Here is a 22,247-nt window from a genome sequence, read left to right on the forward strand (position 1 = left end):
TCTATTTGAATTCCAAGGCCAGAGTGGCACACCAGGCTTCGCCACGTGCCCCCTGCGGCGACAGGTTGAGCGAACGACCGCTCGCCTGGGGGCTTATGGTAATGGTCAGGTCGGGCTTTGGCAAAATGCCCGCCCCTTTTTGGGGCCATTCGAACAGGCACAGGGCATCATCTTCGAAGTAATCGCGGATGCCCAGGAACTCCAGTTCCTCCGGATCGACCAGGCGGTAGAGGTCGAAGTGGAAGGCGCGAATGTCGCCAATCTCATAAGGCTCAACCACGGTAAAGGTAGGACTTTTTACTGCACCTTGGTGCCCCAGGCCGCGAATAATGCCCCGCGACAAGGTGGTCTTGCCGGCTCCCAGGTCCCCTTCGAGAAAAATCACGCCGTGACCTTGGGTCACTTCGGCAATGCGGTAGCCGAAGCGGACCATGGCCTCTTCATCGGCCAAAAACAGGGTTATGCCAGACACGCTGAATGCTCCTCCAATAACTGACGAATTGCCGCGACCATATCGCTGGCCGCCAGGCCGCGGCCCTGCACACCCAGGCGTTCGCCGGCGCAGGCATGCAGCCAGACGCCCAGGCAGGCCGCGTCCCAGGCCGACATGCCCTGGGCGAGCAAGGCGCCGAGCACGCCACTGAGCACATCACCCAGGCCGGCGCCAGCCATGGCCGGATGACCGCGCGAGCACAGCGCCAGCTGCCCGGCCGGATCGGCCACCAGGGTGCCGGAGCCTTTGAGCACACATACGACCGCGTATTTGCGCGCGAGTTTGCGCGCCGCGCCGGGTCGGTCGGCCTGCACCGCTTCGGTCGACACACCGAGCAGGCGGGCTGCTTCCCCCGGATGCGGGGTAATGATACTGCCCCTGGGCAACGGCAAGGGCTGGCGCGCCAGCAGGTTCAGGGCATCGGCGTCCCACACCTGCGCCAGCTTGCTGCTGGCCACCGCCGACAACAGGCTGCGGCCCCAGGCCGCCTGGCCAAGGCCCGGACCGACCACCAGCACCGAAGCCCGCTCGATCGGCGCCATCAATTGGTTGGCCGAATGGGCACCGAGGCTCATCACTTCAGGCAGACGGGACATCGCCGCAGGCACATGCTCAGGCCGGGTAACCAGCGACACCAGCCCGGCGCCGCAACGCAACGCCGCGTCGGCGCTGAGCAGCACGGCGCCTCCCGTGCCGCGATCGCCACCGATCACCAGCACATGGCCAAAGTCGCCCTTATGGGCGTCGGCAGGACGAGGCGCCAAGGGCGCAAGGGTGACGCTGGTGAGCCGATGCGGCTCGTTTGCGGGGTGTTTGGTCTGAGGCATGGGTCAAAGGCTCTGATGTCTGGCAGAATTATACGCACCTGAGTCCGTATTGCCTTATTCCCATGTCTGCTTCTGCCCCCGATCTACCTGCGCTGGCCCAATCGATCAAGGATTGGGGCCGAGAGCTCGGCTTTGCCCATGTCGGCATTGCCGGGGTGGACCTGGGCGAGCACGAAAAACACCTGGAGCGCTGGCTCGAGGCCGGCTACCACGGTGAAATGGACTACATGGGCGCCCACGGCAGCAAGCGCTCGCACCCAGATGAGCTGGTGCCCGGCACCTTGCGCGTGGTGTCGCTGCGCATGGACTACCTGCCCGGCGATACGCGCATGGCCCAACAACTGGCCCAACCGGAAAAAGCCTACATTTCCCGCTACGCCCTGGGCCGCGATTACCACAAGCTGGTGCGCAAACGCGTGCAGCACCTGGCCGAGCGCATCCAGAAAGACATCGGCCCGTTCGGTTTTCGTGCGTTTGTCGACAGCGCCCCGGTACTGGAAAAGGCCATTGCCGAGCAGGCCGGGCTGGGCTGGATCGGCAAGAACACCCTGCTGCTCAACCGCAAGGCCGGCAGCTACTTCTTTCTCGCCGAACTGTTCGTCGACATGCCGCTGCCGGTCGACCCGCCACAGGCCAGCGAACACTGTGGACGCTGCAGCGCCTGCCTGGACATCTGCCCGACCCAGGCCTTTGTCGGCCCTTACGTGCTGGATGCCAGGCGCTGTATCTCGTACCTGACCATCGAGCTGAAAAGCGCCATCCCCGAAGACCTGCGACCGTTGATCGGTAATCGGGTGTTCGGTTGCGATGACTGCCAGATCGTCTGCCCGTGGAACCGTTTCGCCCGCCCCACCGGCGAAAGCGACTTCAAGCCCCGGCACAATCTCGACAGTGCCGGGCTTGCCGAGCTGTTCATGTGGGATGAGCAGACCTTCCTTGATAGTACTGAGGGCTCACCGCTGCGCCGTGCCGGCTATGAGCGCTGGTTGCGCAACCTGGCGGTGGGGTTGGGCAATGCGCCATCGACTATCCAGGTGCTGGAGGCGCTCAAGGCACGGCAGGATTTTCCGTCGGAACTGGTGCGTGAGCATGTGGAGTGGGCGCTGGCGCAGCACTCTTCGCGGGGCAAGCCCGCTCCCACAGGGATTAGCCCCGGCCTGTAGGAGCGGGCTTGCCCCGCGATATGGTTATCGACTCAATGCTCGTCGTTGTAATGAAACTTGGGCATTTCCCAGTGAAAACGGATCGCCAGCAGCCGTAATAGGAAGCCGCCAAACAATGTCAGCAGAATCGCCTGCTCGCCTGGCACGTTGAAGTAGACGCAGCCCAGGTAAAACCAGGCCGCGGCGAACGACACACTGGCATACAACTCTCGGCGGAAGATCAGCGGAATATCGTTACAGAAGATATCGCGCAGAATGCCGCCAAACACCCCGGTAATCACCCCGCTGATCGATGCCACCAGCATGCCCTGGCCCATTTCCAGCGCGGTCATGCAGCCGATCAGGGTGAAAGCCACCAGCCCCAGGGCATCGAGCACCAGGAACAGCGAACGCAGGTGGCGCATCAACGGCGCGATAAAGATGGTCATCAGCGCCGCGAAGCTGGTCAGCACCAGGTACTCCGGATGCTTGACCCAGGTCAGCGGGTAATGCCCCAACAGCACGTCGCGCACCGAGCCACCACCTAGCGCCGTGATGCAGGCGATCAGCACCACACCGAACCAGTCCATGCCGCGGCGCCCGGCAGACAGCGCGCCAGTCATGGCTTCGGCGGTGATAGCAATAAGGTAGAGCATCAACAACATGGCGCAGATCCGTGCAATGGGGCGCGCAGTCTAACCAGTTGCCACAGGCACCAAAAGGGGGCGCCGCACGGATTGTCTGTACAAGCCGGCGGCGCTGCGATCAGAACTTGATGAAGTGCTGACGATAATGACGCAGTTCGTTGATCGACTCGCGGATATCGTCCAGCGCCAGGTGGGTACCGCCCTTCTTGAAGCTGTCACGCACTTCAGGGGCCCAGCGTGCCGCCAGTTCCTTGAGGGTCGAGACGTCGAGGTTGCGGTAGTGGAAGTAGTTTTCCAGGTTGCGCATGTGGCGGTAGAGGAAGCGGCGATCCTGGCAGATGCTGTTGCCACAGATCGGCGACTTGCCCTTCGGCACCCACTGCTCCAGGAAGGCGATGGTCTGGGCTTCGGCTTCGGCCATGCTGACCTTGCTGTCCTTGACCCGCTGGGTCAGGCCGGAGGCGCCATGGGTGCGGGTGTTCCACTCGTCCATGCGCGCGAGCACTTCGTCGCTGTGGTGAATGGCGATCACCGGGCCTTCGGCCAGGGTGTTGAGGTCGCTGTCGGTAACGATGGTGGCCATTTCGATAATGACGTCGTGATCCGGATCCAGACCGGTCATCTCCAGGTCGATCCAGATCAGGTTCTGTGGGTTCTGCATGATTCTGCTCCTCGGTAGGTGCGCAGTTTAGCCTAGTGGAGCGTGCTAAACTCCCCGCCGTTAAATATTGCCTCCCGAACACGGAACCTTCATGGCCAAACGCCAGCTCAATCGACGCCAGAACTGGCGCATCGAAAAAATCCAGGGTGAACGCGCTGCCCGCGCCGCCAAACGCGAACAACAGACCCTGAAGGAGCTGGAAGGCGGCGACCTCGGCCCGGAACAACTGGGCCTGGTCATCGCCCACTTTGGCGTGCAGGTCGAAGTCGAAGCCCAGGACGGCGACGTTGCCGGCCAGGTGTTCCGTTGCCACTTGCGGGCCAACCTGCCGGCGCTGGTCACCGGCGACAAGGTGGTATGGCGCGCTGGCAACCAGGGCATTGGCGTGATCGTTGCGCAGATGCCGCGGCACACCGAGCTGTGCCGCCCGGACAGCCGCGGCCAACTCAAGCCGGTAGCGGCCAACGTCGACCTGATCGTGATCGTTTTCGCTCCGGCACCGGAACCCCATGCCAACCTGATCGACCGCTACCTGGTCGCGGCCGAACATGCCGGTATCCGCCCGTTACTGCTGCTGAACAAGGCCGACCTGATCGACGAGCAGAACGCTCCGGCGCTCAACGCATTGTTGGCGGTGTACCGGCAGCTCGGCTACCCGCTACTGGAAGTGTCGGCCCACCACGGCAATGGCATGGAGCAACTGCAGGCACAACTCGACGGCCATATCAGCGTGTTCGTCGGTCAGTCCGGGGTAGGTAAATCGTCGCTGGTCAACAGCCTGCTGCCAGAGGTGCAAACCCGCGTCGGCGACCTGTCGGAATGGTCCGGCCAGGGCACCCACACCACCACCACCGCCCGCCTTTATCACTTCCCCGGCGGTGGCGAACTGATCGACTCGCCGGGTATCCGCGAATTCGGCCTGGGCCACGTCAGCCGCGCCGATGTCGAGGCTGGTTTCATCGAATTCACCGACCTGCTGGGTACTTGCCGCTTCCGCGACTGCAAGCACGATCGCGAACCCGGCTGCGCACTGCTCAAGGCACTCGAAGATGGCCGCGTGCAACAGCAGCGCATGAACAGCTACCGCTCGATCATCGCCAGCCTGCCGCAAGACAGCTACTGAGCACCCGAGGCTCGGAAACGAGCCTCAAACAGCTGCAAAGTAGGATCATTCCGTAGGATTTATTACCCAGATAAGCAGGACGCATCTTGTTTGCTGGTCGTACCTTGCCGTGCGCAGGACTTTCGCTGATTGTCACCTTTCAAGGTTCGCCGCCATGAAGCGAATCGACTCCATGCCCTGCGTATGAAAGGAATCGACCATGACAATTCAGCTTTTGCGCATCGATGCCGCCCCCTCCAGCGCGGGAGGGCACCAGTGATGCCAGTCTTTATCAGCTATCGCCACAGCGAACGCCTGGATGCCTTCATCATCAATGAACGGCTCAAGCTCGAAGGCATCAGTACCCAACTGGAACTGTTCGACAGTGAGGCACAGCAGACCACCGACGATATCAGCGGCATCATCCGCCGCAACATCAGCCAATGCACCCACCTGATCGCCGTGCTCGCCCCCGAGACCGCCGAGGCCTGGTGGGTGCCCTTCCAACTGGGCGCGGCAACCCTGATCAATCGCCGCGTTGCCTTCTACCAATGCGGCGAAGCCACGTTACCGGGGTATCTGGAGAAGTGGCCAACCATGAACAATCGCGAGCACATCGACCTGTACGTTCGCGCCTACCATGACGAGCAGACCTTCAAGCGTTCGATCGACAGTGAAGCCTGCGAGGCTAATGCCACCAACCGCTCCAACGCCGATTTCTTCCATGCCGACCTCAAGGCCAAGATCCGTCGCGGCTTCTAGCCTGTAGCGCCAAACAAAACGCCCGTGGGCATCGCTGCGCACGGGCGTTTTTCAGCAAGCAGGCTTATTGCTTGTTTTCGTCCATCTTCAATACACCGTCTTCGAAGATGTTCAGCTTCTGCCGCAACTCCCGTGGCTGCATCGGCTCCGGCTCGGCCACCGGGGCCGGCTCTGTCGTTGCCCCGGGTGCCGGCGCTGCAGCACCGGGCTGCCCGGTTTCGGGAGCGGCGGGCTGGTTCTGCTCGCCTTCGATGGTGCGCTGGGCCTTCTTGGTCAGCACGATGATGTCGATACGGCGGTTGACCGGGTTGAGCGGGTTCTGCCGGTCAAACAGCGACGACGAGGCATAACCAACCACCCGCGCCACCTGGGTATCCGGGTAGCCACCGGCGACCAGCGCGCGACGGGCGGCGTTGGCGCGGTTGGCCGACAGTTCCCAGTTACCGAAGTCACCGGTACCGGCATAGGGCTTGGCATCGGTATGGCCACTGATGCTGATCTTGTTCGGCACCGCCTTGATGGTGTCGGCCATGGCCAGCAGGATGTCCTCGAAGTACGGCTGCAAACGCGCGCTGCCGAGGTCGAACATTGGCCGGTTCTCAGCATCCATGATCTGGATACGCAGGCCGTCCTGGGTGATCTCGAAGAGGATCTGGTCCTTGAACTTCTGTAGTTGCGGGTTCTCTTCGACCTTGTTCTGTAGCTCTTGCAGCAACAATTCCAGGCGTTCGCGCTCGACCTGCTCGGCCATGCTCTCGACCGTGTTCTGATCGATCGGGATGCTGGTGTCAGGCGTAGGTTCGGACTTTTCTTCCGGGTTGATGGTTTTTTCCGGCGCGAGCTGGGGCGAACCGCCCAGGTCGATGATGTACGGCGTACCGCTTTCGGAAAAACCGATCGGGTCCTTGAAGTAGCCGGCAATGGCGATCTTCTGCTCAGGGGTGGCCGTCGACAGCAGCCACAGCACCAGGAAGAACGCCATCATCGCCGTGGCAAAGTCGGCGAAGGCAATCTTCCAGGCACCACCGTGGTGGCCGTCGCCAAAGCGCTTGATGCGCTTGACGATAATGGGCTGATTGTTCTCCATGGCTTAGCGACCGCGAACTGCTTGTTCCAGCTCGGCGAAGCTCGGGCGATGGGCCGGGAACAGCACCTTGCGCCCGAATTCCACGGCCAGCGATGGCGGCATGCCGGAGGCCGAAGCCACCAGCGAGGCTTTGATCGCCTCGTAAACATTCAGCTCTTCCTTGGCGTCATGACGCAGGGAAGTGGCCAGCGGGCCGAAGAAGCCGTACGCGGCGAGAATACCGAAGAAGGTACCGACCAGCGCCGCACCCACGTGCAGGCCGATGGACTTCTGGTCGCCATCGCCCAGCGAGGCCATGGTCACCACGATACCCAGTACCGCGGCAACGATACCGAAGCCCGGCATGCCGTCGGCGATGCCGGTCACGGCATGGGACGGGTGCTCGAGTTCTTCCTTCATGCTCAGCAGTTCCATGTCGAACAGGCCCTCGAGCTCGTGCGGGGCCATGTTGCCAGTGGACATGATGCGCAGGTAGTCACAGATGAACGCGGTCATGCGTTCGTCACCCAGTACCGCCGGGTACTTGGCAAAAATCGGGCTGGCAGCGGCGTCTTCGATATCGGCTTCGATCGCCATCATGCCTTCGCGACGGGATTTGTTGAGAATCTCGTAGACCAGGCCCAGCACCTCGATATAGAAGGTGTGGGTAAAGCGCGTGCCGAACATCTTCAGCGACTTCTTGATTACATGCATGGTCATGTAACCAGGGTTAGCCTGGAGGAACGCACCGAATGCGGCGCCGCCGATAATCAGCACTTCGAAAGGCTGAATCAGGGCCGCAATCTTGCCGTGGGAAAGTACATATCCGCCGAGCACGCTCGCGAATACGACGATGATGCCGATAATTTTAGCCATAGATAGAAAGCACTTACTGTCGTGGTCAGGGTCGTGAGCGGAAGTTAAAAAAACTCTTCTTCTACTTATCGGCAGAACTGCGCCAGACTATAGTCAGTCAAGGCGAAAAGCCAGTTCGGCCTACCTCCAGCATGCCTATTGAAACCATCGTGCCAAGTCAAACACCAAAAACACTCGATGCCTGGGTCAAGCTCCTCGATAGCGTGCGCCTGCCGGTGCCGCTGGCCAGTTACGAGCGGGTAAAATCCGCCATCGGCGACAGCCGCCGCTCGTTGCGCGATATCGCCGAACTGATGCAGGACAGCCCGGCGCTGGTGCTCAGCGTCATGCGCGAGGCCAACCATCACAGCAACACCGGCCTGGGCGAACCGGCCGAAAGCCTGGAGATCGCCCTCAACCGCCTGGGCCTGACGCGCACGGCAGAGCTGCTGGAGCGCCTGCCGGCGATGCCCGAGGGCGAAATTGCCCCGACCCTGCGCCAGCTGCAGATTGTCAGCCAGCACGCCAGCCAACAGGCCAACGGCCTGTTCGCCAGCCGCCTGGCGCGCCTGTGGCAGGAAATCCACTGGGGCAGCCTGCTGTTCCTGTCCCCACTCTGGCCCCTGGCGCTGACTCACCCCAAACTCCTGGATGAGTGGGAGCTGCGTGTGGTGCACAAGGGCGAATCGGCCCCGAGGGTGGAGAAAGAGCTGTTTGGCGTGCGGGTCATGAGCCTGTGCAAAGCCCTGGCCGAACACTGGCGCCTGCCGGACTGGGTAACTCGCGGTTACCATTTACTTCAGGAAGAACGCCGACTCCTGGCTCAGGCAATCCTCATCGCCCGTGATCAGGACAGCCTGCACCAGCAACAACGCCTCGACGATCAACCGAGCTTGCGCCGCTGGTTCAACCAGCCGGCCAATACCGTGCTGCTGGCCAACGGCCTGGCCCTGGCCGCGCAGGTAGGCTGGACCAATCCGCACGTGCAGCGCTGGCAACTGCTCACCAGCCTGTACCTGCAAACCCCGCTGAACGATGTCCAGCAATTGGTCCACCAACAAGCCGCGATCAGCGCCCGCCATCATGCCTGCCCCGGCCTGTTCCACCCGGCCGAGGCGCTGCTCTGGCCTTGGCACCAGCAACGCCTGCACCAGGGCCAGATCGCCCCGCCAACGCCCTCGGCCCAGGCCCTGGGCACCTGGCGCAAGCTCTGCGGCGAGCTGCTGGCCGAGCCCAGCCCGTTCAGCAATGCCATCCACCTGACGACCCTGGCCCGCGATGCCCTGGTCGCCTGCGGTATGCAGCGGGTGATGCTGCTGATGACCGACAAGACGCTCAGCCAGCTGCGCGTCCATCAAATTGCCGGCCTGCCAGCGGATGCCGCCAGCCTGGTGCTGCCCATCGAGCAGAGCAAATTGCTGCAACGCTTGTTGAGCAAATCGGCGCAACTGCGCCTGACCCCGGAAAACCACGCGCAGTTCTCAGCCCTGCTGCCGCCAAGCCTGCGCGCCCTGTTTCGCAGCGAACACCTGTTGCTGCGCTCGCTGTCGAGCAATGGCCGGGTGGTCATGCTGCTAGTCGCCGACCAGGGCGGCAAGCCGTTGGCGGACGTCAGCGTGCAAGCCTTCGGCAAAACCGCGCAATGCATCGAGCGGGCCCTGACCGCCTTCAGCAACCGCAGTGCCTGAGCCATGCGCTACAATCGCCTCCCTCTGTTCCGCTCTGGAGACTCTGGATGACTGACTTTTCTGGCTTGCCCCTGGTAATCGAGCCGACGGACCTGCTGACCCGACTGAATGTGCCAGAGTTGATCCTGGTCGACCTGACCAGCCCCAACCGTTATGAGAGCGGGCATATTCGCGGTGCGCGCTTTGTCGACCCGAAGCGCACCCAGCTGGGCCAGCCTCCCGCGCCAGGCCTGTTGCCGGCCAAGGCCGATCTGGAAAAGCTGTTCGCCGAGCTTGGCCATAACGCCAATGCGGTCTACGTGGTCTATGACGACGAGGGCGGCGGCTGGGCCGGGCGTTTCATCTGGTTGCTGGATGTGATCGGCCACTCCCGTTACCACTACCTCAACGGCGGCGCTCAGGCGTGGCCGGCGAGCGAACTCAGCAAAGAAGTACCGGCCAATGCCAGCGGCACGGTCAACCTGACCCTGCACGAAGAGCCAACAGCCACCCGCGAGTACCTGCAAAGCCGTCTCGGCGCCGCCGACCTGGCGATCTGGGACGCACGCAGCCCAGCCGAATACCGCGGCGAGAAGGTCCTGGCCGCCAAGGGCGGACACATTCCCGGCGCGGTCAACTTTGAGTGGACTGCCGGCATGGACATGAACGATGCCCTGCGCATCCGCAAAGACATGCCCGAGATCCTCGAACAGCTGGGTATCAGCAAAGACAAGGAAGTGGTCACCCACTGCCAGACTCACCACCGTTCCGGCTTTACCTACCTGGTCGCCAAACATCTGGGCTACCCTCGGGTCAAAGCCTACGCCGGATCCTGGGGCGAATGGGGCAACCACCCCGACACCCCTGTAGACGTTTAAGGAAACCTAATGAAATCCCGCTTGTTCATCATCAGCCAGTACCTGCTGCCTCATCACCTGCTCTCGCGCCTGGCCGGCTGCATCGCCGAATGCCGTGTGCGCTGGTTCAAGAACGCCTTCACCAGTTGGTTCGCCAAGCGCTACCAGGTTGACATGTCTCAGGCCCTGGTCGAAGACGTCACCGCCTACGAGCACTTCAACGCCTTCTTCACCCGCGCTCTCAAGCCGGGCGCACGCCCGCTGGATGAAACCCCGGGGGCGATCCTCTGCCCGGCCGACGGCGCCGTCAGCCAGCTTGGCCCGATCGAGCATGGCCGCATCTTCCAGGCCAAAGGCCACAGCTTCAGCGCCTTGGAGCTGCTGGGTGGCGATCCGGCCAATGCCGCGCCGTTCATGGGTGGCCAGTTCGCCACCATCTACCTGTCGCCCAAGGACTACCACCGCGTGCACATGCCGCTGGCCGGCACCCTGCGCGAGATGATCTACGTGCCGGGCCGGTTGTTCTCGGTCAACCAGACCACTGCCGAAAACGTTCCGGAGCTGTTCGCCCGCAACGAGCGCGTGGTCTGCCTGTTCGACACCGAGCGCGGGCCGATGGCCGTAGTGCTGGTTGGCGCGATGATCGTCGCCTCGATCGAAACTGTCTGGGCCGGCCTGGTAACGCCACCCAAGCGCGAACTGAAAACCGTGCGCTACGACGAAGCCAGCCGTGCGCCGATCCACCTGGAAAAAGGCGCGGAGCTTGGCCGATTCAAGCTGGGTTCGACGGCTGTGGTGCTGTTCGGGCCAGAGCAAGTGAAATGGGCCGAAGAACTCGGCGCCGGTTCCGCGGTGAGCATGGGCGAGCGCCTGGCCCTGCCGGCACAAGCCTGAAAATGAAAAAGCCCGCAGCGATGCGGGCTTTTTTGTACCTGTAGGAGCGGACTTAGGCGCGACCGTCGCGATCGCGCAAGCCCAACAGGTACAGCACGCCGTCCAGCCCCAGGGTCGAAATCGCCTGCTTGGCCGATTGCTTGACCAGCGGCTTGGCCCGGAAAGCCACACCCAGGCCAGCAATCGCCAGCATCGGCAAGTCGTTGGCGCCGTCACCGACCGCAATGGTCTGCTCCATCTGCAAGCCTTCCTTGCGCGCCAGCTCGCCCAGCAGGTCGGCCTTGCGCTGGGCATCGACGATAGGCTCGACCGCCACACCGGTCACCTTGCCATCGACCACTTCCAGCTCATTGGCAAACACGTAGTCGATGCCCAGCTTGGCTTGCAGCTGCTTGGCAAAGTAAGTGAAGCCGCCAGAGAGGATGGCAGTCTTGTAGCCCAAGCGCTTGAGCTCGGCGAACAGTGTCTCGGCGCCTTCGGTCAGGCGCAGTGAAGCACCAATCTCGTCCAGCACACCGACGTCCAGACCCTTGAGCAGCGCCAGGCGCTCCTTGAAGCTGGCACGGAAATCCAGCTCGCCACGCATGGCCCGCTCGGTAATTTCCGACACTTGCTCGCCGACACCGGCGGCCTTGGCCAGTTCGTCGATCACTTCGGCTTCGATCAGCGTCGAGTCCATGTCGAATACCGCCAGGCGGCGGTTGCGACGGAACAGCGAATCCTGCTGGAAGGCGATGTCGACGTTCAATTCCTGGGCAACGCTGAGGAACTCGGCGCGCAGGGCCTGCGGGTCAGCCGGTTCGCCACGGACCGAGAACTCGATGCAGCCCTTGCTCTGTTCCGCCGGCGTGTCCAGCGCGACGCGGCCCGACAGGCGATCGATGTGGTCGATATTCAGCCCGTACTTGGCCGTGATCGAGCTGACGCGCTGCAATTGCTCGGCAGTGACCCTGCGGGTCAGCAGGGTAACGATGTGCCGGGCCTTGCCCTGGCCTTCGACCCAATTCTGGTAGTCGGCTTCGGAAACCGGGGTGAAACGTACCTGCTGGTCGAGTTCGTTGCCCGCAAACAGGATGTTCTTGAGCACCGCGGACGCCTTCTCGGTATCCGGAATTTCAACCAGGATGCCAAAGGACAGGGTGTCGTGAATCACCGCCTGACCAATGTCGAGGATGTTCACACCACCCTGGGCCAGAACGCCGGTGATGGCCGCGGTAAGACCCGGGCGGTCTTCACCGGTGATGTTAATCAGAACGATTTCGCGCAAGACGGGCTCCGACTCGTTGAAAAAAAGCGCATTCTACCGATTTTCGCTGACCATCGGGCGCAGTCGATACTTTGCCCGCCCCTGAGCGCTCGCTATACTGCGCAGCAACTTCTCCGACATAAAGAGCCGCGCTCTGTGAACCGGCCCACGCCCGTTAAGACCGACAACTTCTTCCTGCTGATCTTCCACGCCCTGCGCCAACGCCGAATACCGCTGGCGCTGCGTATCGCCTGCCATAACGTGTTCCTGGTGGCACTGGCACTGGTGATCTATGCCTGCGTGATGGGCCTGCAGTTCAAGGAAGCCATGCATGAGCAGGCCGATGCCCTGGGGCAGAGCCTGACCACCCAGACTGCAACTTCGGCCACCGAGCTGCTGGTGTCCAACGACATCCTCAGCCTCAACGTGCTGCTTGGCAACCTGGTGAAGAACCCGCTGGTGGCCCATGCGGCGATCTACAGCGTCGACAACCGGATCCTCGCCGAAGCCGGCCAGCGCCCGAAAAACGGCCTGCTGGGCGAGGCCGAAGGCCTGTACCAGACCAAGATCACCTTCCAGGACGTGACCGCCGGGCAACTGCGCATCAGCCTGGATATGAGCCAATTCCAGCAGCCGCTGACCATCAGCCTGCAGAGCATGGGCATCCTCGCCGGTATCCTGCTGGCCCTGGCACTGGCCATGAGCTTGCGCCTGGGCCGCTATATCTCCACGCCATTGCTGCAGTTGCGGGTCTGGCTGCGCGATATCAACGAGTTCACCCCGGCGATCGAGCGCCAGGATGAAATCGGCGACCTGGCGCGCCAGCTGCACACCCGCCTGGCACCGCCGCCACGGGAAATCGAACCGGAAGACGACGCCGAAGAGTCCTTCGACGATGATGAGCCGGAATTCGAAGTGCGCAACCTGCGGGATCCGAGCTTCGACGAACAACCTGCCGTGGCCAAGGCCGCCAAAGTGGTAAAGCCTGCAACGGACGACGACAGCGATGATGCCTTCGCCGACCTGCTCGACGAAGACGACAGCCCTGCCCCTGCCCCGGCGGCTCCGCTCAACCGCGAGCCACAGGCCAGCGCTGTGCTGGCGGTGCAACTGGGCTCCCAGGAGCAACTGCGGCGCCTGCCACGCGCGCGCCTGACCGAGCTGCTGGAGCGCTACCGCGACTGCCTCGACCAGGCGGCCTCGCTGTATGAAAGCGAAGTGCACACCCTCAACGACGGCAGCACCCTGCTGTTGTTCCACAGCCAGGACAGCGGCGAGGACTACCTCACCAATGCCATCTGCTGTGGCGAGCTGCTGCGCGCCCTGGGCCATGAGCTGCAGATCGAAGTAGCCGACAGCGGCATCACCTTGCAGCTGCAACTGGGCCTGGCCCTGGGCGAAGACTTGCACGGTCTGAGCCAGATCGACCTGCTGCTGACTGAAAAGGCCCAGGACGCCCTGGCGCTGTCGCAGCACAGCCGCAACCTGCTGCTGGTCGAGCGCAAGATCAGCGACGACGCCCTGGTACGCCAGCGTGCGCGCATCCGCCCGATCGCCAGCCCCGAAGGCGCCTGCTGTGTCGAGCGCTTGATGGAGCCGTACCCGTCGATGCTGGAGCGCCAGTTGGCGCGGATGCACGAGCGCCGGGTCAAGAGCTGAGCCCTTGCCAGACAAAAAGCCCGCAGCGATGCGGGCTTTTTTATTGCCCTGTAGGAGCGGGCTTGCCCCGCGAAAACGCTAGCAACCCGATGTGTCGCCTGCGCCGGCCGCATCGCGGGTCAAGCCCGCTCCCACACCGGCACAAAAAAGCCCGCATCGCTGCGGGCTTCTTGTAAGTACTCGACTCAGAAGCGGAACACTTCCAGGTCGGTCCGAATCGGCGTAGCCAATGGAATCTTCGGTTTCTCCGGCTCTTTACGCACCTGTACGGGTGCAGCCTTCTTCGGTTGTTCTTCAACCACTGCTGGCTGGTTGGCCAGCGGCTTCAAGGCAATACTCAACTGCTCGGCGAGCTTTTGCAGCAACTGGCCCTGAGCTTGCACCTGGGCACTTTCGCTTCCCTGATGCTGTTGCTCCAGATGCACGATGCGGTTGTCACGGACCTGCCCACGACGATCGAGCAGGCGCCATTGGGCGTCGAGGATCGCTGGCTGGTTGGTACCGGAGTCCAGGCGGGTAATCGACAGCAGGACCTGTACGTCCGGGGTGAAGCCGGTGCTGGCCGGGGCCAGGACTACGCGCTGGCTGTCCAGGCGCCAGGCCAGCTGACGGACCAGCAACTGGTCGATATCGGCAGACAGGCTACCGGCCCAGCGGCCATCGGTGGCGGCGGTCAGGCTGCCATCGGCCTGGCGCTGCAGCAGGGTCTCGCGTTGCAGGTAGTCGGCAATCGACACTGGGCCGAGCACCACTGCCATGCCCGCGCTTTGCTTGGGTTGGCCAGGCTCACCGCTGTCGAGCTGATACAGGGAAACCGGTTGGTGCATGCTGCAACCAGCCAGTCCGAGTACGCCACACAGCAGAACCAACGGAAGGCGCAGAAATTTCATCATCCCATCCAGGCGGTCGCCACAAGGCAAACCGCAGTGATACTCATATAGATTCGTTCGGATACACAGCCACGCTGGTACCGCAAGGGGCCTATCATCCGCGAAATAGCGGCTCGACTCCAGTGTTTCAACCGCGAACGGGCACGAAAATACCCGTTCAGGGTGTCTGACCCGGCTTATCCGGGGATTTCGACCAACAGCGCATCAACCCGCTGGAAGCCACGGGGCAATTTGTTGCCCCGGCGACCGCGTTCGCCTTTGTAATGCTCAAGGTCATCGGCTTTCAGAGACAGGGTACGCTTGCCGGCCTGCAATACAAGCGTCGCACCGTCGGGAATGACCGCCAGATCAGTAACAAACTCTTCACGTGAAGCTACCCGATCACCCGGAATGCCGATGATCTTGTTGCCCTTGCCTTTACCCAGCTGTGGCAGGTCACTGATCTTGAAGATCAGCAAGCGCCCTTCGGTGGTCACTGCGGCCAGCCAGTTATGCTCGCGATCGGCCACCGGCCGCGGGGCAATGACCTTGGCGCCGTTCGGCAGGCTGAGCAGGGCTTTACCGGCCTTGTTCTTGGCCTGCAGGTCTTCGCCCTTGACCACAAAGCCGTAGCCGGCGTCGGAGGCAATGACGTACAGGGCGTCATCTTCGGGCAACAGCACGCAGTCGAAGCTTGCACCTGGCGGCGGCGTCAGGCGGCCGGTCAGCGGCTCGCCCTGGCCACGGGCCGATGGCAAGGTATGGGCGGCCAGCGAGTAGCTGCGGCCGGTGGAGTCGATAAGCACGGCAAACTGGTTCGAGCGCCCCGCCGCAGCGGCCTTGAAGCCATCTCCGGCCTTGTAGGAAAGGCCGGTGGCGTCGATATCGTGGCCCTTGGCACAACGCACCCAGCCCTTCTCCGAGAGCACCACGGTGACCGGCTCCGTCGGCATCAGCTCGTTTTCCGACAGCGCCTTGGCTTCGGCACGCGCGACAATTGGCGAACGGCGGTCGTCGCCATAGGTTTCGGCGTCCTTGATCAGCTCGGCACGTACCAGCTTGCGCAGCTTGGTTTCGCTGCCCAGCAGGGCGATCAGCTTGGCTTGTTCCTTGGCCAGTTCGTCCTGCTCGTTGCGGATCTTCATCTCTTCCAGGCGAGCCAACTGGCGCAGACGGGTCTCGAGGATGTACTCGGCCTGGGTTTCGGTCAGGTCGAAACGGGCGATCAGCGCGGCTTTGGGGTGCTCTTCGGTGCGGATGATGTGGATCACTTCATCCAGGTTGAGGAAAGCAACCAGCAAGCCTTCGAGCAGGTGCAGGCGGCGCTCGACCTTGTCCAGACGGAATTTCAGCCGGCGACGCACTGTCTGCACGCGGAATTCCAGCCATTCGACCAGCAGCGCCCGCAGGTTTTTCAGCTGTGGGCGGCCATCCAGGCCGATGATATTGACGTTGACCCGGTAGCTGGACTCAAGCTCGGTGGTCGCGAACAGGTGCTGCATCAGCTCGTCGAGGTCGACCCGGTTGGAGCGGGCGATGATGACGATCCGGCACGGGTTCTCGTGGTCCGATTCGTCACGCAGGTCGGCGACCATCGGCAGCTTCTTGGCCTGCATCTGCGCGGCGATCTGCTCCAGCACCTTGGCCCCGGAGACCTGATGCGGCAGTGCGGTGACGACGATATCGCCGTCCTCGATACGGTACACCGCGCGCATGCGCACCGAACCGCGACCCGTTTCGTAGATCTTCAGCAGCTCGGCGCGCGGAGTGATGATCTCCGCTTCGGTCGGGTAGTCAGGGCCCTGGATGTGCTCGCAGAGCTGCTCGACCGTGGCCTTGGGCTCATCGAGCAGGCGTACGCAGGCCGAGGCGACTTCGCGCAGGTTGTGCGGCGGTACATCAGTGGCCATGCCCACGGCGATACCGGTGGTACCGTTGAGCAGGATGTTCGGCAAGCGCGCCGGCAGCACCGCGGGCTCGTCAAGGGTGCCGTCGAAGTTCGGTACCCAGTCGGCGGTTCCCTGGCCCAGCTCGCTGAGCAGAACCTCGGAGTAACGCGACAGGCGTGCCTCGGTGTAGCGCATGGCAGCGAAGGACTTCGGATCGTCCGGTGCACCCCAGTTGCCCTGGCCGTCGACCAGGGTGTAGCGGTAGCTGAACGGCTGGGCCATCAGCACCATGGCTTCGTAACAGGCCGAGTCGCCATGGGGGTGGAACTTGCCGAGCACGTCACCGACGGTACGCGCCGACTTCTTGTGCTTGGAATCGGCGTCCAGGCCCAGTTCACTCATGGCGTAGACGATGCGCCGTTGCACCGGCTTCAGGCCATCGCCGATATGCGGCAAGGCCCGGTCCATGATCACGTACATGGAGTAGTTGAGGTAGGCCTGTTCGGTGAAGTCAGCCAGTGACCGGCGCTCTACGCCATCGAGGCTGAGATCAAGGGAGTCGCTCATGCGGGCCTCATCATTTCAGGTTCTGGCGTAGCAGCAAGGTGCCGCCACGCTGGGTAAATTCGAGTTGTTTCAGGGCACTCATGCCCAGTAATACCTGTTCGCCATCCAGCCCCGGCACCACCAGCGCGCGCACATTGCGCAGGAGGATATCGCCCAGTTGCAGTTGATCCAGGCGCGTGCGGTAGCCCTGGGTCCGGCCATTGGCGGTACTCAGCATCACCGGCGCGCCGCGCTCCAGGCCAAGCTTGCCGGCCAGGGCTTCGGGAATCGCCACGTCGGTCGCCCCGGTGTCGAGCAGAAAATGTACCGTCTGGCCGTTGATCCGGCCATCGGCGACAAAATGCCCCTGGCCATTGCCCGCCAGCTGCACTTCGATGTAACCCTCGCCATGTTGCGAGGTGACCACGGCGTTGGGGTTGGCCTGACGCTGCTCCCACTCGCCGAAAAAGCGTGTGGCCAGGAACAGCCCGGCCGCCCAGGCCAGGATCAGCAGTATCCGGCCAGCACGCTTGCCCGGCGGCTGGCTCACGACTCGGCACTCCAGCCACCGGCCGGCGCAGCAAAGCGCCAGACGATCGGTCGCGATTCGCCGTCCTGGCGGGTCGCACCGTTGTTGTCCAGGCCGATCCAGGCGCCCTTGGCATCGATCACCAGCGCCTCGGCCAGGCCGAATGGCTGGGAGTAACGCCGAGGTTCGGCCAGGGCGTCGGCGGCAAATGACCAGCAACGCTCGACCTTGGCCGTCTGCGCGTCGCGCCGACAGATGCGGTAGGCGTTGCGCTCCAGGGTAAAAAGTTTGTCGTTGAACAGTGCAAGATCGGCAAAATCACGCGAGACCGGGCGCGGTTTATCCATCTGCGGCGGCTGCATCTCGACCCCGGCTTCGCTGAGCAGCACGCAGCCGTTGCCACAGTTCCAGGTGGTCTGCTGGCGGTTGATCAGCAGCAGGCCGCGGCGCTCGCGCTCGGCCGCCAGCCAGATACGGTCACCGGCCGGGCTCACCGCCAGGCCTTCGAACAATGCATTGAAATGCAGCAACATGCCGCTGGCCCGCGCCTGGCGGACCATGCTCGGATCAATCTTCAGCCAGTTCGGCGCGCCCTCCACCGGCACCTGCAGCACGGCGGCATGGGCTTCGCTGACCAGGTAGTGATTGCCGGCGGCATCGCAGCTGATACCTTCGAAATCCAGCTCGCCGCCACGCACCTGCGAAGCCGCCCAGGTACGCGAGCGCAGGCCCCAGGGCAGGCCGCTTTCCGGTACTGGTGGCACCTCCATGTGCAGCGCTTGCGCCTGCCACACGGTGGCCGAGGTATCCAGGTGGTAGAGCAACTCGTCGTCACGGTCGGAAACCGCCCACAAGCCGCCACGGCATTCGCTCAGGCCAGACAGGTTGCCGCCGCGCATGCCCTCGACCGGGTGCTCGGCGACCAGCTTGAGCTCGGGCCACGGCGCTGCCAGTGCCGGAAGCGTCAACAGCGCCAGTGCTGCAGTCAGGGCCAGACGTATCAAGCCAGGACCTCGGCCAGGTTGCCTTTGGACTCCAGCCAGCTCTTGCGATCACCGGCGCGCTTCTTGGCCAGCAGCATGTCCATGATCTCGCGGGTGCCGTCCAGATCGTCCAGGGTCAGCTGGACCAGGCGCCGGGTGTTCGGGTCCATGGTGGTTTCACGCAGTTGTGGCGGATTCATCTCGCCCAGGCCTTTGAATCGGGTGACCTGCGGCTTGCCGCGCTTTTTCTCGGCGACCAGGCGATCGAGGATGCCATCACGCTCGGCTTCGTCCAGGGCGTAGTAGATTTCCTTGCCCAGGTCGATGCGGTACAGCGGTGGCATGGCCACATACACATGGCCGGCCTCGACCAGCGGGCGGAAATGCTGGACGAACAAGGCGCAAAGCAAGGTGGCGATGTGCAGGCCGTCGGAGTCGGCGTCGGCGAGGATGCAGATCTTGCCATAGCGCAACTGGCTCATATCGGCAGCACCGGGGTCGACCCCGATGGCCACGGCAATGTTGTGCACTTCCTGGCTGGCCAGCACTTCGCCGCCGTCGACTTCCCAGGTGTTGAGGATCTTGCCGCGCAGCGGCAGGATGGCCTGGAACTCTTTGTCCCGCGCCTGCTTGGCCGAACCGCCCGCCGAGTCACCCTCGACCAGGAACAGCTCGGCGCGCATCGGGTCCTGCCCCGCGCAGTCGGCCAGCTTGCCTGGCAGTGCCGGGCCCTGGGTGACGCGCTTGCGCTCGACCTTCTTGCTCGCCTTCAGGCGTCGGCCGGCGTTGTTGATGGCCAGCTCCGCCAGTTGCATGCCCAGCTCGGGGTGCGCATTGAGCCACAGGCTGAAGGCATCCTTGACCACGCCGGAAACGAACGCAGCGGCCTCACGGGAGGACAGGCGCTCTTTGGTCTGCCCGGAGAACTGCGGCTCCTGCATCTTCATCGAGAGCACGAAGCTGATGCGCTCCCAGACGTCTTCCGGCGCCAGTTTTACGCCGCGTGGCAGCAGGTTGCGGAACTCGCAAAACTCGCGCATGGCATCAAGCAGGCCCTGGCGCAGGCCGTTGACGTGGGTACCGCCCTGGGCGGTGGGAATCAGGTTGACGTAGCTTTCCTGAACGCTGTCGCCGCCTTCGGGCAGCCACAGCAAGGCCCAGTCGACGGCCTCCTTGTTACCGGCCAGGCTGCCGCAGAACGGCTCGTCTGGCAGGCGCAGGAAGTCGCTGACCGAATCGACCAGGTAGGAACGCAGGCCGTCTTCGTAATGCCACTCGACCTTCTCGCCAGTGCCTTTGTCTTCGAAGCTGACCAGCAGCCCCGGGCACAACACGGCCTTGGCCTTGAGCACGTGCTTGAGGCGGCTGACGGAGAACTTCGGCGAGTCGAAGTACTTGGGGTCCGGGGCGAAGTACACGCTGGTGCCGGTGTTGCGCTTGCCAACGCTGCCGACCACTTCCAGTTCGGTGGCCTTGTAGCCATCGGCGAAGGTCATCTGGTACTCGTTGCCGTCGCGCTTGACCTTGACCCGCACCTGGCTGGACAAGGCGTTGACCACCGAAATACCCACCCCGTGCAAACCGCCGGAGAACTGGTAGTTCTTGTTGGAGAACTTGCCGCCGGCGTGCAATTTGGTAAGGATCAGCTCGACCCCGGATACGCCTTCTTCAGGGTGGATATCAACCGGCATGCCACGACCATCGTCGGACACTTCCAGGGAATGGTCGGCATGGAGGATCACCTGCACCGACTTGGCGTGCCCGGCCAGGGCTTCGTCGACACTGTTGTCGATTACTTCCTGGGCCAGGTGGTTCGGCCGGCTGGTATCGGTGTACATGCCCGGACGCTTGCGCACCGGGTCAAGGCCGGAGAGGACTTCGATGGCGTCTGCGTTATAGGCACTAGCGCTGGGAATGGCCATGGGTTCTCGTCGTCAGTCGTGGGTGAAAATAGGTTATCAAAATACAGAAAAATCGAGCGCTTGATACTGCTGCGGGGCAATGCCGGCAAAGCTCAGCAAAACTGGCAGGCGTTCGGCAAAGCCCTGGAAGCTGTGATCGCCACCGGCCTGGATGCACAGCGCGCAGGCGCGGTAGAACTGCTCGGCCTGGCGGTAGTCCAGGGTTTCATCGGCGGTTTGCAGCCACACTTGAAAGCGCCCGGCATCCACTGGCGCCGACACTTCCAGTTCGGCCAGGGCCTGCACGTGGTCCAGGGTCAGCTCCCAGGTTTCGCCGGTGTAGAGGTTCTGTTGGGGCCCCAGGTAGCCGTCGAACAGCCGGTGCGGGTTGACCGCCGGGTTGATCAACAGGGCTTTGAGCCCGTGGCGCTCGGCCAGATGGGTGGCATAGTAGCCGCCGAGCGAGCTGCCGACCAGTAATGGCGATTCGAGCTCGGCAATGGCGGCCTCCAGTTGGGCGATGGCCTGGCGCGGGTGATGATGCAGGGCCGGCACCCGCAGGCGATCGCCCAGCCCCAACTGCTCCATGACCGCTACCAGTTGGCAGGCCTTCTTCGACGACGGCGCGCTGTTGAACCCGTGAATATAGAGAATCGAACCCGACATGCCGCCCCCGATGCGCCTTGAGTGCCTGGAACGCCAGGCAGGAAAGCGCGCATTTTAGCCTGTTCGACTGTAGATGGAGCAGTTTCAGCGATTTGGCAACACTTAATAGCCGTCGCCTTCGTAGTCGACGCTGAATTCGAAGTCGCTTACCCGTGATACGCCGGTGTCGATCGAGCCATCCGCTTGCAGGCGCAGCCAGCGATAGCCTGGGGCCTGTTCGCCGACCTTGAAGTCATCACTGCCCGGCTCGAACTGGATGCAGGTCGAGGGTGAGGCCAATAGCCGCACGCCGTCACGCACCTGGTCCCACTCCTGATGGATATGCCCCCAGAGCAAGGCACGTACCTGTGGATAACCTTTCAGTACGGCGAACAGCGCATCGGCATTGCGCAAGCCGATCGGCGCCATCCACGCGCAATCGATGGGCACCGGTTGGTGGTGGAAACAGATCAGGTGATGACGCTCGGGCGCTTCGCGCAAGGCTTGCTCAAGCAAACTGAGCTGGTCGTCATCGAGCAATCCCGGCACCGCGCCGGGCACTGCCGAGTTGAGCATCAGGATGCGCCAATTGCCCATGTCCACCACGGGGCTCAGCAAATCAGTGCCCGTTGCAGCCTGCTCCATGGGCACAGGTTCGTCGTGGTTGCCGGCAAGCCAGCGCGCCGGGGCCCCGAGGCTTTTCGTCAGCTCATGAAAGCTCGCATAGGACGCCACCGAGCCATCCTGAGACAGGTCGCCAGTGGCCAGCAGCAAATCGATCCGCGGCTGCTCGTCACGCACCCGTTCGATCACACGCTGCAGACTGTCGCGGGTATTCATGCCCAGCAGCGTGCCTTGCGGGTCGGCAAACAGGTGACTGTCGGTCAGTTGCACCAGGTACACCGGCACGGCGCTAAGAGGGATCGATGGTTGCGGCAAGGGCCGACTCCTTGAAAGGATTCAGCGCGATTATGGCGGCTGGCGGGCTGTGAGCAAATACTCGAAAA

General features: G+C 63.0%; 21 protein-coding genes. 7 read left to right on the forward strand and 14 right to left on the reverse strand.

Annotated elements, in window-relative coordinates; all coding sequences use genetic code 11:
- Position 1: 1 nt before the first annotated feature.
- Positions 2 to 472 carry a tRNA (adenosine(37)-N6)-threonylcarbamoyltransferase complex ATPase subunit type 1 TsaE gene (tsaE, locus tag F8N82_RS22420; RefSeq protein ID WP_038997451.1) on the reverse strand — a complete coding sequence of 157 codons (471 nt, stop codon included), beginning with the start codon at positions 470 to 472 and terminating at the stop codon, positions 2 to 4.
- Complete coding sequence (locus F8N82_RS22425; protein ID WP_038997452.1) at positions 460 to 1,320, reverse strand: NAD(P)H-hydrate dehydratase; 861 nt, start codon at positions 1,318 to 1,320, stop codon at positions 460 to 462. The genes tsaE and F8N82_RS22425 overlap by 13 nt, the downstream gene beginning before the upstream one ends.
- 62 nt (positions 1,321 to 1,382) lie before the next feature.
- On the opposite strand from F8N82_RS22425, the gene queG reads away from it, so the two are divergent.
- Complete coding sequence (gene queG, locus F8N82_RS22430) at positions 1,383 to 2,483, forward strand: tRNA epoxyqueuosine(34) reductase QueG (RefSeq protein ID WP_038997453.1); 1,101 nt, start codon at positions 1,383 to 1,385, stop codon at positions 2,481 to 2,483.
- 32 nt (positions 2,484 to 2,515) lie between these two features.
- On the opposite strand, the gene F8N82_RS22435 is transcribed toward queG, so the two are convergent.
- Both F8N82_RS22435 and orn read right to left on the reverse strand, forming a co-directional pair.
- Positions 2,516 to 3,127 carry a trimeric intracellular cation channel family protein gene (locus tag F8N82_RS22435; protein ID WP_038997454.1) on the reverse strand — a complete coding sequence of 204 codons (612 nt, stop codon included), beginning with the start codon at positions 3,125 to 3,127 and terminating at the stop codon, positions 2,516 to 2,518.
- Between the two features lie 100 nt (positions 3,128 to 3,227).
- Positions 3,228 to 3,770, reverse strand: a complete 543-nt coding sequence (orn, locus tag F8N82_RS22440; RefSeq protein ID WP_038997455.1) for an oligoribonuclease — start codon at positions 3,768 to 3,770, stop codon at positions 3,228 to 3,230.
- A 91-nt stretch (positions 3,771 to 3,861) separates the two neighbouring features.
- Here orn and rsgA point away from each other — a divergent pair, with 91 nt between their 5' ends.
- Positions 3,862 to 4,893 (forward strand): small ribosomal subunit biogenesis GTPase RsgA, encoded by a 1,032-nt coding sequence (gene rsgA, locus F8N82_RS22445; RefSeq protein ID WP_038997456.1) that lies wholly within the window; start codon positions 3,862 to 3,864, stop codon positions 4,891 to 4,893.
- A 258-nt stretch (positions 4,894 to 5,151) separates the two neighbouring features.
- Positions 5,152 to 5,634 carry a TIR domain-containing protein gene (locus tag F8N82_RS22450; RefSeq protein ID WP_038997457.1) on the forward strand — a complete coding sequence of 161 codons (483 nt, stop codon included), beginning with the start codon at positions 5,152 to 5,154 and terminating at the stop codon, positions 5,632 to 5,634.
- Between the two features lie 64 nt (positions 5,635 to 5,698).
- On the opposite strand, the gene motB is transcribed toward F8N82_RS22450, so the two are convergent.
- Together motB and motA are read right to left on the reverse strand one after the other, a co-directional pair.
- The gene (gene motB / locus F8N82_RS22455; RefSeq protein WP_038997458.1) at positions 5,699 to 6,721 is read right to left on the reverse strand and encodes a flagellar motor protein MotB; all 1,023 of its coding nucleotides are present in this window, start codon (positions 6,719 to 6,721) and stop codon (positions 5,699 to 5,701) included.
- A 3-nt stretch (positions 6,722 to 6,724) separates the two neighbouring features.
- Entirely contained in the window at positions 6,725 to 7,576 is an 852-nt protein-coding gene (gene motA, locus F8N82_RS22460; RefSeq protein ID WP_038997459.1) for a flagellar motor stator protein MotA, read from the reverse strand.
- Between the two features lie 131 nt (positions 7,577 to 7,707).
- Here motA and F8N82_RS22465 point away from each other — a divergent pair, with 131 nt between their 5' ends.
- Genes F8N82_RS22465 through asd form a run of 3 tightly spaced genes read left to right on the forward strand, consistent with a single transcriptional unit; the run spans position 7,708 to position 10,973 of the window.
- Positions 7,708 to 9,243: an HDOD domain-containing protein gene (locus F8N82_RS22465; protein ID WP_038997460.1), complete on the forward strand. Its 1,536-nt coding sequence runs from the start codon at positions 7,708 to 7,710 to the stop codon at positions 9,241 to 9,243.
- A gap of 47 nt (positions 9,244 to 9,290) precedes the next feature.
- On the forward strand, positions 9,291 to 10,100 hold the full coding sequence (locus F8N82_RS22470; RefSeq protein ID WP_038997461.1) for a rhodanese-like domain-containing protein: 810 nt from the start codon (positions 9,291 to 9,293) through the stop codon (positions 10,098 to 10,100).
- Between the two features lie 9 nt (positions 10,101 to 10,109).
- A complete protein-coding gene (gene asd / locus F8N82_RS22475) occupies positions 10,110 to 10,973 on the forward strand; it encodes an archaetidylserine decarboxylase (RefSeq protein ID WP_038997462.1) in 864 nt (287 codons plus the stop codon).
- A gap of 52 nt (positions 10,974 to 11,025) precedes the next feature.
- Here asd and serB read toward each other — a convergent pair whose 3' ends face one another.
- Complete coding sequence (gene serB, locus F8N82_RS22480) at positions 11,026 to 12,240, reverse strand: phosphoserine phosphatase SerB (protein WP_038997463.1); 1,215 nt, start codon at positions 12,238 to 12,240, stop codon at positions 11,026 to 11,028.
- Positions 12,241 to 12,375: 135 nt separating this feature from the next.
- On the opposite strand from serB, the gene F8N82_RS22485 reads away from it, so the two are divergent.
- Positions 12,376 to 13,878, forward strand: a complete 1,503-nt coding sequence (locus F8N82_RS22485; RefSeq protein WP_038997464.1) for a HAMP domain-containing protein — start codon at positions 12,376 to 12,378, stop codon at positions 13,876 to 13,878.
- Between the two features lie 185 nt (positions 13,879 to 14,063).
- Here the strand turns inward: F8N82_RS22485 and F8N82_RS22490 are convergent, their stop codons facing one another.
- From F8N82_RS22490 to cpdA, 7 genes are all read right to left on the reverse strand, one after another.
- Positions 14,064 to 14,768, reverse strand: coding sequence for a PqiC family protein (locus F8N82_RS22490; RefSeq protein WP_038997465.1), 705 nt, complete (start codon positions 14,766 to 14,768; stop codon positions 14,064 to 14,066).
- Positions 14,769 to 14,944: 176 nt separating this feature from the next.
- The gene (gene parC, locus F8N82_RS22495) at positions 14,945 to 17,203 is read right to left on the reverse strand and encodes a DNA topoisomerase IV subunit A (RefSeq protein ID WP_038997466.1); all 2,259 of its coding nucleotides are present in this window, start codon (positions 17,201 to 17,203) and stop codon (positions 14,945 to 14,947) included.
- Between the two features lie 10 nt (positions 17,204 to 17,213).
- Entirely contained in the window at positions 17,214 to 17,732 is a 519-nt protein-coding gene (locus F8N82_RS22500) for a retropepsin-like aspartic protease family protein (RefSeq protein WP_038997467.1), read from the reverse strand.
- Entirely contained in the window at positions 17,729 to 18,715 is a 987-nt protein-coding gene (locus tag F8N82_RS22505) for an esterase-like activity of phytase family protein (protein ID WP_038997468.1), read from the reverse strand. The genes F8N82_RS22500 and F8N82_RS22505 overlap by 4 nt, the downstream gene beginning before the upstream one ends.
- The gene (gene parE / locus F8N82_RS22510) at positions 18,712 to 20,616 is read right to left on the reverse strand and encodes a DNA topoisomerase IV subunit B (protein WP_038997469.1); all 1,905 of its coding nucleotides are present in this window, start codon (positions 20,614 to 20,616) and stop codon (positions 18,712 to 18,714) included. The genes F8N82_RS22505 and parE overlap by 4 nt, the downstream gene beginning before the upstream one ends.
- A gap of 36 nt (positions 20,617 to 20,652) precedes the next feature.
- Positions 20,653 to 21,261: a YqiA/YcfP family alpha/beta fold hydrolase gene (locus F8N82_RS22515; RefSeq protein ID WP_038997470.1), complete on the reverse strand. Its 609-nt coding sequence runs from the start codon at positions 21,259 to 21,261 to the stop codon at positions 20,653 to 20,655.
- Between the two features lie 102 nt (positions 21,262 to 21,363).
- On the reverse strand, positions 21,364 to 22,179 hold the full coding sequence (cpdA, locus tag F8N82_RS22520) for a 3',5'-cyclic-AMP phosphodiesterase (RefSeq protein WP_038997471.1): 816 nt from the start codon (positions 22,177 to 22,179) through the stop codon (positions 21,364 to 21,366).
- Positions 22,180 to 22,247: the final 68 nt, after the last annotated feature.

This window comes from Pseudomonas fluorescens (assembly GCF_902497775.2).
Taxonomy (GTDB): domain Bacteria; phylum Pseudomonadota; class Gammaproteobacteria; order Pseudomonadales; family Pseudomonadaceae; genus Aquipseudomonas; species Aquipseudomonas putida_F.

Coding starts and splice junctions, on each gene's coding strand:
- motB (WP_038997458.1), bottom strand. CDS start 6,721: ATGGAGAACAATCAGCCCATTATCGTCAAGCGCATCAAGCGCTTTGGC.
- F8N82_RS22470 (WP_038997461.1), top strand. CDS start 9,291: ATGACTGACTTTTCTGGCTTGCCCCTGGTAATCGAGCCGACGGACCTG.
- F8N82_RS22450 (WP_038997457.1), top strand. CDS start 5,152: ATGCCAGTCTTTATCAGCTATCGCCACAGCGAACGCCTGGATGCCTTC.
- F8N82_RS22425 (WP_038997452.1), bottom strand. CDS start 1,320: ATGCCTCAGACCAAACACCCCGCAAACGAGCCGCATCGGCTCACCAGC.
- rsgA (WP_038997456.1), top strand. CDS start 3,862: ATGGCCAAACGCCAGCTCAATCGACGCCAGAACTGGCGCATCGAAAAA.
- queG (WP_038997453.1), top strand. CDS start 1,383: ATGTCTGCTTCTGCCCCCGATCTACCTGCGCTGGCCCAATCGATCAAG.
- F8N82_RS22515 (WP_038997470.1), bottom strand. CDS start 21,261: ATGTCGGGTTCGATTCTCTATATTCACGGGTTCAACAGCGCGCCGTCG.
- motA (WP_038997459.1), bottom strand. CDS start 7,576: ATGGCTAAAATTATCGGCATCATCGTCGTATTCGCGAGCGTGCTCGGC.
- F8N82_RS22465 (WP_038997460.1), top strand. CDS start 7,708: ATGCCTATTGAAACCATCGTGCCAAGTCAAACACCAAAAACACTCGAT.
- parC (WP_038997466.1), bottom strand. CDS start 17,203: ATGAGCGACTCCCTTGATCTCAGCCTCGATGGCGTAGAGCGCCGGTCA.
- parE (WP_038997469.1), bottom strand. CDS start 20,616: ATGGCCATTCCCAGCGCTAGTGCCTATAACGCAGACGCCATCGAAGTC.
- F8N82_RS22490 (WP_038997465.1), bottom strand. CDS start 14,768: ATGAAATTTCTGCGCCTTCCGTTGGTTCTGCTGTGTGGCGTACTCGGA.
- orn (WP_038997455.1), bottom strand. CDS start 3,770: ATGCAGAACCCACAGAACCTGATCTGGATCGACCTGGAGATGACCGGT.
- F8N82_RS22435 (WP_038997454.1), bottom strand. CDS start 3,127: ATGTTGTTGATGCTCTACCTTATTGCTATCACCGCCGAAGCCATGACT.
- asd (WP_038997462.1), top strand. CDS start 10,110: ATGAAATCCCGCTTGTTCATCATCAGCCAGTACCTGCTGCCTCATCAC.